At 64.3% G+C, this 9,261-nt stretch carries 5 protein-coding genes and 3 pseudogenes; all 8 read right to left on the reverse strand.

Annotated elements, in window-relative coordinates:
* Positions 1 to 429, reverse strand: a 429-nt coding sequence (locus JSV65_11255; protein UCH33158.1) for a DUF1559 domain-containing protein, incomplete at its 3' end; no start/stop codon positions are given.
* A gap of 413 nt (positions 430 to 842) precedes the next feature.
* A complete protein-coding gene (locus JSV65_11260) occupies positions 843 to 1,718 on the reverse strand; it encodes a DUF1559 domain-containing protein (GenBank protein ID UCH33159.1) in 876 nt (291 codons plus the stop codon).
* Positions 1,719 to 2,199: 481 nt separating this feature from the next.
* A complete protein-coding gene (locus JSV65_11265) occupies positions 2,200 to 2,874 on the reverse strand; it encodes a DUF1573 domain-containing protein (GenBank protein UCH33160.1) in 675 nt (224 codons plus the stop codon).
* Between the two features lie 1,271 nt (positions 2,875 to 4,145).
* Positions 4,146 to 4,328, reverse strand: a pseudogene (locus tag JSV65_11270) (prepilin-type N-terminal cleavage/methylation domain-containing protein).
* A gap of 1,136 nt (positions 4,329 to 5,464) precedes the next feature.
* A pseudogene (locus JSV65_11275) lies at positions 5,465 to 5,650 on the reverse strand (prepilin-type N-terminal cleavage/methylation domain-containing protein).
* A gap of 1,135 nt (positions 5,651 to 6,785) precedes the next feature.
* Positions 6,786 to 6,980 (reverse strand): annotated as a pseudogene (locus tag JSV65_11280) (prepilin-type N-terminal cleavage/methylation domain-containing protein).
* Positions 6,981 to 7,531: 551 nt separating this feature from the next.
* On the reverse strand, positions 7,532 to 8,419 hold the full coding sequence (locus JSV65_11285; GenBank protein UCH33161.1) for a prepilin-type N-terminal cleavage/methylation domain-containing protein: 888 nt from the start codon (positions 8,417 to 8,419) through the stop codon (positions 7,532 to 7,534).
* 614 nt (positions 8,420 to 9,033) lie between these two features.
* Positions 9,034 to 9,261, reverse strand: a 228-nt coding sequence (locus tag JSV65_11290; protein ID UCH33162.1) for a hypothetical protein, incomplete at its 5' end; no start/stop codon positions are given.

The raw sequence follows: 9,261 nt of genomic DNA on the forward strand, positions 1-9,261 counted from the left end.
CGTGTCGGGCATCAGCACGGTCTGGATGAGGTAGCCGTCGTCACGCCGCGACAGGGTCGGGCACTGGAAGAGATCCAGGCTCTTGACGTACGGCAGGAGCACGTCGGCCAACTGCCACATGTAGCGACCATCCTCGGTTCCGGCGTACTTGGTCTCGAGGTCCTCCATGCATTCGTTCTCGTCCGCCGGATCGACCGCGTGCGAGGTGCCGTCGTTGTCGTCACCAACAGCCGCCGGCAGCACCTCGTCGTAGTCCTGGGCGTACATGATGCACGCCAGTGTGATCTGCTTACAGTTGGAGATACAGGTGGCCTTCCTCGCCGCCTCCCGCGCTCGAGCGAACACGGGGAACAGAATGGCGGCCAGGATCGCGATGATCGCAATCACCACTAGCAGCTCAATCAGGGTAAAACCGCGGTTCTTTCGCATGTTGATCTGCCTCCTTTTGGCCACGCGAAAGCGCTGTGCTTATCGAACGAACGATACCAAGGTCAGGCCGTTGTCCCGCTCACCTCCTTCCCGGCCCGGCACTACGCGATCGTTATCCTCATGGCGAACAACCGACGGACTGCCGCTCATGTCCTGCTGGTCAGCACATGCCTCATGGCTCGCTTCTCAATCGCATTGCTATTATAGGTCACCACGCCTGGTCCGTAAATACTGGTGAAGAGGTCGTAACGGTGCATGGCGCAGGGGCGTGAAGACGCCGGCCGCCTCGGCGGGACAGCCGTAGGCGGCGGGCCGGGGTGCAGAAAGAGGCGGTCCGCCCCGTACACGACCGGGGCGGACCGGAAAGTCCGTGAACCCTGGGTGATTACGTCACCCGGGTTGTGTCACGAGAGTTACTCGATCTCGTTCGGTTGGCTCATCAGCGCGATCGTCTGGTAGAAGCTGCCGCGCCAGTACTTGACGTGACCATCCGTGAAGCCCACGGGCGTCGCGATCGTGATGGTCGGCGGATCGCCTCCCAACTCAGGCGGCACGACGTGGTCATCCGTGTAGTCATCGCTGTAACCCTCGTGCACGCCGAACGAGTCGCAGCACACGAGCGGTGCCCACACCGGGTCGTCGAAGTTGCCGACGGCCTGGCCGCACGCATAGTACTCCGACGGGTCGTCGTTGACATCGATGTAACCCAGGAGGGCCGCGATGTCCCAGATCGCGAACGACCCGACGCCGTAGTCACACGGCCCCGCTAGCTCCGTGGCCCCTCCTTGCGGATGGTGCATACACATGTAGATGTAGGAGCCCGAAACCGTGACCTTGCGCACGCCCGGGATGAGCGGGTGCGTGTCGGGCATCAGCACGGTCTGGATGAGGTAGCCGTCGTCACGCCGCGACAGGGTCGGGCACTGGAAGAGATCCAGGCTCTTGACGTACGGCAGGAGCACGTCGGCCAACTGCCACATGTAGCGACCGTCCTCGACCGGGGTGTACTTGGTCTCGAGGTCGTCGATGCACTGGTTGAAGTCCGCCGGATCTACGGGGTGCGCGGTGCCGTCGTTGTCGTCGCCGACCGCGGAGGGGAGCACCTCGTCATAGTCCTGGGCATACATGATGCACGCCAGTGTGATCTGCTTGACGTTGGAGATGCAGGTGGCCTTCCGAGCCGCCTCCCGCGCTCGAGCGAACACGGGGAACAGAATGGCGGCCAGGATTGCGATGATCGCAATCACCACCAACAGCTCAATTAGGGTAAAACCGCGATTCTTCCGCATGCTGATCTTGCCTCCTTTTGGCCACGCGAAAGCGAGTTACGTATCAGACTATAACGACTCGGGGCCCCTCGTCGTGCGCATTCACCTCCTCCCGGGGGCGGTGTTCCGCGGTTAGACCAGTTCCCAGCCAGCCCAAGTTCAGGTCAGGCCTGTATGGATATCTTCGACTTCACGATGTTGCTTCCTCTTGACTCTGGACCCGACATCCCCGATTTCTGAATACCCACTCAGCGCGGAAGTATGCATTCGGCTGCGCCCAATATGGCAGGCGTTTCGGCGGTGAAAAAGGCCGTTTGCACTCTGCGCGGGCGCCTGGCGCGGCCGAAGGTGTGGAGCCGGTGTCCGCTCGCCGACCTCCCCCCGCGACCGATGAGCGCGGCCAGCACAGTACCCGACCGCCATGCGTACAAGTGTGACCCAGCGAAGATGCGGGCATGCCGGCATCGGGCGTCCGAGCGGCGCCACCGCGACCCGGTCACGCTCAGCGTTTGTCGGGCAACTGAGTCCGGATCGGCACGTGTACGAGCCGCTGACGCCGTGAATCCGTCTTCAGGGTCACTAGGCCGCCCGACGATCCGCGCGTTGATTCGCGTTTGAAGGTCACGTCGATCTGATATCTGTCCTCGGCCAGCCGTTTTGGCTCGCTCGCATGTATGCCGGATCCGACCACGGACACCGCGGCGATTTGAAATGCGTAGCGGTCGGCCCCGCTGATGGTGACCGTGCGGGTCACGACCTTCCCGACCGGGATGTTGAACGCGTAGATGACTCGCGGCGACACCTCGATCTGGGCTTTGATCTCACCGGCCACCCTCAGCGCCACTCGTGGCTGCTCGGGATCATTCGTTTCGACGTGGATCGACTTGCGCTGTGCGCCGGTGCGGCCTTCGGTCCGGAAGGTCGTCTTCACGCGGCCTTCGCGTCCCGGTGGCAGCTGTCGTTCCTCGACGAACGCCGCGGTGCATCCGCAGCCGGTCACCACGCTGTTGATCGTCAGCGGCGCATTGCCTCGGTTGCGGAATACGAAATCATGCTCGACGGGGTCACCGATAAGCACCGTACCGAAGTCATACTCGGTGTCGTCGAATTCGATGCGGGGCGCCCGGGCAACAGGACGAGGCCGGGCGCGCCGTTCGCGTGGCGGCGCGGGCGGCACGGCATCGTACTGCGGAACCCCGGCTGTCGCGCTGCGAGGTGCGCGCGATTCGCGCGTGCCTCTGGACGATGTCGTGACGGCGCGGCCCGTGCGCCACGCGCCGGCGATGGATCGATTGCTCCAGCCAACGATGTCGCCGACGACGAAGGCGATCCCGGCGAGTATGACGACACCCAGCCACTGTGCGGTACGGCGACTCATCGCGATGCGTCCCTGAATCCTCCGGGATTATACGGCTTCGATAGCGTGTCTGCAAACACGCGGCTGCACCTCCGCCTGGGGAACCGGCGCATTCTGGACTGCGCCCCGGGGATCGGGCGCCCGGCGGTTGGGCGATGGCGCGACTCCGCCTCGACCACACTCGCCCTGGGGAGCGGCCGTCTGCGATGCTCGGTTGGGCCCGATGACGGTGGTGGCGCAGCGCGTGCGATGCCGGAGATGAAAGCGCCGGCCCGCCACCGAGTTGTCCGGGGCGGGCCGGCAATGTCCGGGGCATTCCGCTCCGACGACCGATTCGCCCGAGCCGGAATGCGACGTCGATTGGCGCGCGTCTACTGAATCTCGTTCGGTGTGCTGAGCAGGCTGATCATCGTGTAGAAACCCATCCGCATGTACTTGACGTGGCCGTCCACGAAGCCGATCGGCATCGCGATCGTGATGGTCGGCGGATCGCCGCCCAACTCGACCGGGATGACGTGGTCGTTGGTGTAGTCGTGGCTGTAGCCCTCGTGGTCGCCGAACGACAGACAGCCGACCATCGGCTTCCACACCGGGTCGTCGAAGTTGCCGACGGCCTGGCTGCACGCCCAGTATTCCTGGGGGTCATTGTACTCGCCCGCGTCAATATAGCCCAGCACGTAGTACGCCACATCCCAGATGGCCCCGATGTCGGGGACCTGGTCGTCGGCGCTGCCGGCCCCTGGATCGAAGTGGCAACACGCCCACCAGTAGGAGCCGCAGAAGTCCCAATCCCAGGTGGGATTGTATCCATTTGGATTGCCGCCGTCCATCCGGCCGCACTTGAGCACGCCCGGGATGAGCGGGTCGGTGTCGGCCATGCGGATCGTCTCAACGATCATCTCCGGGTTGCGCCGCGACACCGTCGGGCACTGGAAGAGGTCGATGCTCTTCACGTACGGCCGCAGCACGTCCGGCAGCACCCACATGTCCGCCGAACCCAAGGGATCGTAGCTCGTGATGTACTGGTTGGCCGGGTCAACGGGGTGTGAGCTGCCCTTCGCGCCGGATGCATTGGCGGCCGGGAGCACTTCGTCATAGTCCTGGGCATACATGATCGCTGCGAGAGCGATCTGCTTGAGGTTCGACAGACAGGTGGCCTTCCTCGCTGCCTCCCGCGCTCGAGCGAACACGGGGAACAAGATGGCGGCCAGGATTGCGATGATCGCAATCACCACCAACAGCTCAATGAGGGTAAAACCGCGATTCTTCCGCATGCTGATCTTGCCTCCTTTAGTCACACGAAAGCGCTACACCGAACTAAGCAACTATAGCTTAGCGGGACGTTCCTGCTTCGTCTCACCTCCTTTCAGCCCCGGCATTGAAATGTCAGATCACTCGGTACGCTGCGCACCGGCTCGGGCTCTGCTCGCGACGCGCCAACTGTGGATCAGTCAACTCTGCATGCGTCTATTATACGCCTGGCGATCAGGAATGTAAACCCACCGGAAGCCGTGATGCGGTCGCGATCGGGGGCGGCCGGGGCAGCGCCATCTGCCCGGCTTCCCGGCATGAAGTGGGGTGCTGAGAGCGCAGCACGCGGCATCGCCGCCGGAAGCGCCGGCCCGCCCGAGATGCGCTTCGGGCGGGCCGGAATCCCACTGGGCGCCGTCCCTCAGGCGTTGACACGTCTGAGGTCCGATGCGCCGTCATTACCCTGCGGATCCCCTTACTGGATCTCGTTCGGGGACGTTATCAGGGCGATCGTCGCGTAGAACCCGTCCCGGTAGTACTTGACGTGGCCGTCCACGAACATCACGACCATGGTGATCGGGATGGTCGGTGGATCGCCGCCCAACTCGACCGGCGTGACGTGGGCGTTGCTGTACCGCTGGCTGTAGCCCTCGTGGGCGCCGTAGGACATGCAGCCGCCCATCGGCTTCCATACCGGGTCGTCGAAGTTGCCGACCGCGTTGGAGCATGCCCAATACTCCTGAGGGTTATCGGTGTCGCTGACAAAGCCCAAGATGACCGCGGCGTCCCAGATGAGCCCGAGGTCACTGACGTAGTCCGATGCGTAGATGCCGGTGCCATAAGGGTAGTGGACGCAGCTCCACCAGTAGGAGCCGGTCCAACCCCACTCGCCAAGCCGGCCCGTCTTGCGCACGCCGACCGCGAGCCCCGAGGTCAGCACCACGGTCTCCATCTGGCGCCACTCCTCGCGCCGGATGAGGGTGGGGCACTGGAACAGGTCGAGGCTTTTGACATACGGCGTCAGCAGGTCCGCTATCTGCCAGTAGTCGGCGGATCCCAGGCTTGCGCCGTCCGCCGTAGCGATGGTGATGTAGGAGTTGGCGGGGTCAAGGGCGTGCGATGTCACCCTGTCGGAGGTGCTGCACGCGGCTGGGAGCACCTCGTCGTAGTCCTGGGCGTACATGATCGCCGCCAGGGCGATCTGCTTCGCGTTGGAGATGCAGGTGGCCTTTCTCGCCGCCTCCCGCGCTCGGGCGAACACGGGGAACAAGATGGCGGCGAGGATTGCGATGATCGCAATCACCACCAGCAGCTCGATCAGGGTAAAACCGCGGTTCTTTCGCATACTGATCTGCCTCCTTTTGGCTACGCGAAAGCGCTGGCTTCGAGCAATCGACTATAGCTCATCGGGGCGTCGCTGCGCTGCCTCACCTCCTTTCGGCCCCGGCGTCCAGGCATCGTCAGATTAGAGACGGCACGCCGTTGTAGTATCCCACTGCGAACGTGCTGCCGGTCGGTATTCACGTACCCACACTGGTATTATACGCTTGCCGAGCACGGGTGTAAACCGAGGGAGAGCGTCCGTATCTCGGGGGCTGAGGCGCCAAGAACGATCGAGTCCGGCCTGTCTGCCGATGAGCGCGACGGCGGTGCTGAGTGCGTGAGGCGGGATCGCCGCCGGAAGCGCCGGCCCGCCCGAGATGCGCTTCGGGCGGGCCGGGATCCCGCTGTGCGTCGTCCCGCAGCCGTTCGTGCGCCTCAGGTCCGACGCGCTATCACTGTCGTGCCGGGCTCTACTCGATCTCGTTGGGCATGACGATCAGGCCAATCGTCGGGTAGAAGCCGTTCCGCATGTACTTGACATGGCCGTCGGTGAACATCATGGGCATCGCGACCGGAATCGTCGGCGGATCGCCGCCCAGCTCAACCGGGATCACGTGGTCGTTGCTGTAATCCTGGCTGTAGCCCTCGTGGGTGCCGAAGGTGAGGCATCCGCCCATAGTCTTCCATACCGGGTCGTCGAAGTTGCCGACGGCGTTGGCGCAGGCCCAGTACTCCTGGGGATTGTCGGTATCGCTGACGTAGCCTAGAACCTGCGCTATGAGCCAGAACTGGCCGATGTCGCCGAGGTAGTCGGTGGGGTTAACGCCCGTGCCGTACGGGTAGTGGCAGCAGCCCCACCAATACGACCCGGTCCAATCCCAGCCCTCCGGTGACTCGTGCGCGTTGCCGACCTTGCGCACCCCGACGGCCGGCCCTGAAGTCAGCACCTGGGTCTCGATCAATGCCCACGTCGCGCGGCGGCTCAGGGTGGGGCACTGGAAGAGGTCGAGGCTCTTGACGTACGGCTGGAGCACGTCCGCCAACTGCCAGTAGTCCAGCGACCCCAGGCCTGCCGTATTCGCGTCAGAGCGCGTGATGCCGTTGTTGGCGGGGTCGATGGCGTGCGCGATGTGCTCGTACCCGGTGCCGGCGCAGGCCGGCAGCACCTCGTCATAGTCCTGAGCGTACATGATCGCCGCCAAGGCGATCTGCTTAAGGTTGGACAGACAGGTGGCCTTCCGCGCCGCCTCCCGCGCTCGAGCGAACACGGGGAACAGGATGGCGGCCAGGATTGCGATGATCGCAATCACCACCAACAGCTCAATTAGGGTAAAACCGCGATGCTTCCGCATACTGGATCTGCCTCCTTTTGGCCACGCAGGGTGGTGTGGCTATCGTACTGCGTACTGATGATGCTCACATGGGCCGCGTACCACTCCTCACCTCCTTCCCGGCCCCGCGCTGCGCAGATTGTCCAATATCGAGGCGCCGCCAGTCCGAAGCTACCCCCACGGTGTGCCGCAGGGCGCACCACTCATCGGGTACATTATAGATGGGAGGCGGGCAATTGTAAACCCCCGTGTGGATGGGATCGCATACGCCGATTTCGCCCGTGGGGGCGGAGGCCAGACAGTCGCGGACGTCGAGCCCGAAATCCGTGGCGGCCCGCGACGGAAAGGCGTCTGCGTAAGCTGTACCTCGCGCCGAGGCCGCGCAGCGACCGTCGCTTCGGATATGACCCAGGGGCGCGCGAGAGAAGCAAAGGGCGGATACCTGCTGTGGCCGGACCACAAGCGCCGGCCCGCCCGGGACGAACCCGAGGCGGGCCGGTACAGTCCGTCGCGTCCCGCTCAAGCGGCCGAGCCGCCTGCGGCGGGAGCCTACCCGATTATCGCTCCACGCCCTACTCGATCTCGTTCGGCATGCTTAGCAGATTCATCAACGGGTAGAACGACAAGCGAAGGTACTTGCAGTGGCCGTCCACGAATGCCATCGGCATAGCCGCCGCGATCGTGGGCGGGTCGCCTCCCAGTTCCACCGGCAGCACATGGTCCGTCGCCCAGTCCTGGTCATAGCCCTCGTGGACGCCGAAGGACAGGCACAGCGCCATAGGCTTCCACACCGGGTCGTCGAAGTTCCCGACGGCCTGGGCGCAGGGGAAGTACCCCTCAGGGTTCTCACTGTAGACGTCGAACCCGAACAGAATCCCACAGATGTACCAGATTTCTCCAATGTCGCCGCCGTAATCCCAGGGATCGCCGGTCCCGACCGGCCAGTGCATGCACATCCAGAGGTAGGAACCTGTGGAGTCCCAGTTGTCACCGGGCGGCTCCACGAAGTTGCCGACCTTGCGCACGCCTACTGCAGGGCCGGACGTCAAGACCGACGTGGCGATCGTGCACTCGCCTGGGCTCGCGCGGCGAATGAGCGTCGGGCACTCGAACAGCTCGAGGCTCTTAACGTACGGCGTGAGAACGTCCGCCAACTGCCAGAAGTCGGGCGATCCCAATCCGGCGGTCTCGGCATCGTCCATGCTGATGTCGGTGTTGGCCGGGTCGACTGGGTGCTGTGAGGAGTACCCGTCGGAGTTGCACGAGGGCAGCACCTCGTCATAGTCCTGGGCGTACATGATCGCCGCGAGGGCGATCTGCTTGAGGTTGGAGATGCAGGTGGCCTTGCGCGCCGCCTCCCGCGCTCGAGCGAACACGGGGAACAGGATGGCGGCCAGGATCGCGATGATCGCAATCACCACCAGCAACTCGATCAAAGTAAAACCGCGATGCTTACGCATACTGGATCTGCCTCCTTTTGGCCACGCAGGGTGCTGTGGCTCCCGTATCAATGGATACTCACGTGGGCCGCGTGCCGCTCCTCACCTCCTTCCGGGCCCCGCACTGCGCAGATGTCCGATATTGAGGCGACGCCAGTCCGAAGCTGGCCCCGCGGTGCGCCGCATGGCGCACCAGTGACCGCGCATATTATACGAGCAGGGGGGGCGCCACTGTAAACCCCCGCACGGTGTGACCTCAAGAAGTGGGGATTAGAGCGAAAGAAGTCCTCTCTCTGCCAGAGACTTGTGCGCCTGTGGCGTAGAGGACGAAGGTGAGGGTAGAAGGCGGCGCCATTCACCCTCACCCGGCTCGCCACCGGCTCACCGACCTCTCCCTCATAGGGGAAGCCTGGGGGCGGCCTGCGCCCACCGGCGACGACGGCAGAGCGGGCCCGGCCACCGCATCGGGCCCGACCCGAGGCCGCGAGAGGTGCACGAGGCACCGGACGCCGGTTACGGCCGGATTACAGCGCCGGCCCGCCCGAAGAGACTCCGGGCGGGCCGGCGAACCATCCGCGGCGCCTCGTGCGGCCGACGATCATCCGCGCGAGCCGCCGGAACTGGCGGGGATCAGACTACTCGATCTCGTTGGGCGAGGCGAGCAGGCTGACCATCTGGTAGAAGCCCAGCCGCATGTACTTGACATGACCGTCCGTGAAGCCGATCGGCATCGCGATCGTGATGGTCGGCGGATCGCCGCCTAACTCGACCGGGATGACGTGGTCGTTGGTGTAGTCGTGGCTGTAGCCCTCGTGGTCGCCGAACGACAGACAGCCGACCATCGGCTTCCACACCGGGTCGTC

It is taken from the genome of Armatimonadota bacterium, assembly GCA_020354555.1.
Lineage (GTDB): Bacteria > Armatimonadota > Hebobacteria.

What these genes read in the sequence shown, in the direction of transcription:
- JSV65_11285 (UCH33161.1), bottom strand. Translation starts at nt 8,419, where the DNA reads ATGCGTAAGCATCGCGGTTTTACTTTGATCGAGTTGCTGGTGGTGATT.
- JSV65_11260 (UCH33159.1), bottom strand. Translation starts at nt 1,718, where the DNA reads ATGCGGAAGAATCGCGGTTTTACCCTAATTGAGCTGTTGGTGGTGATT.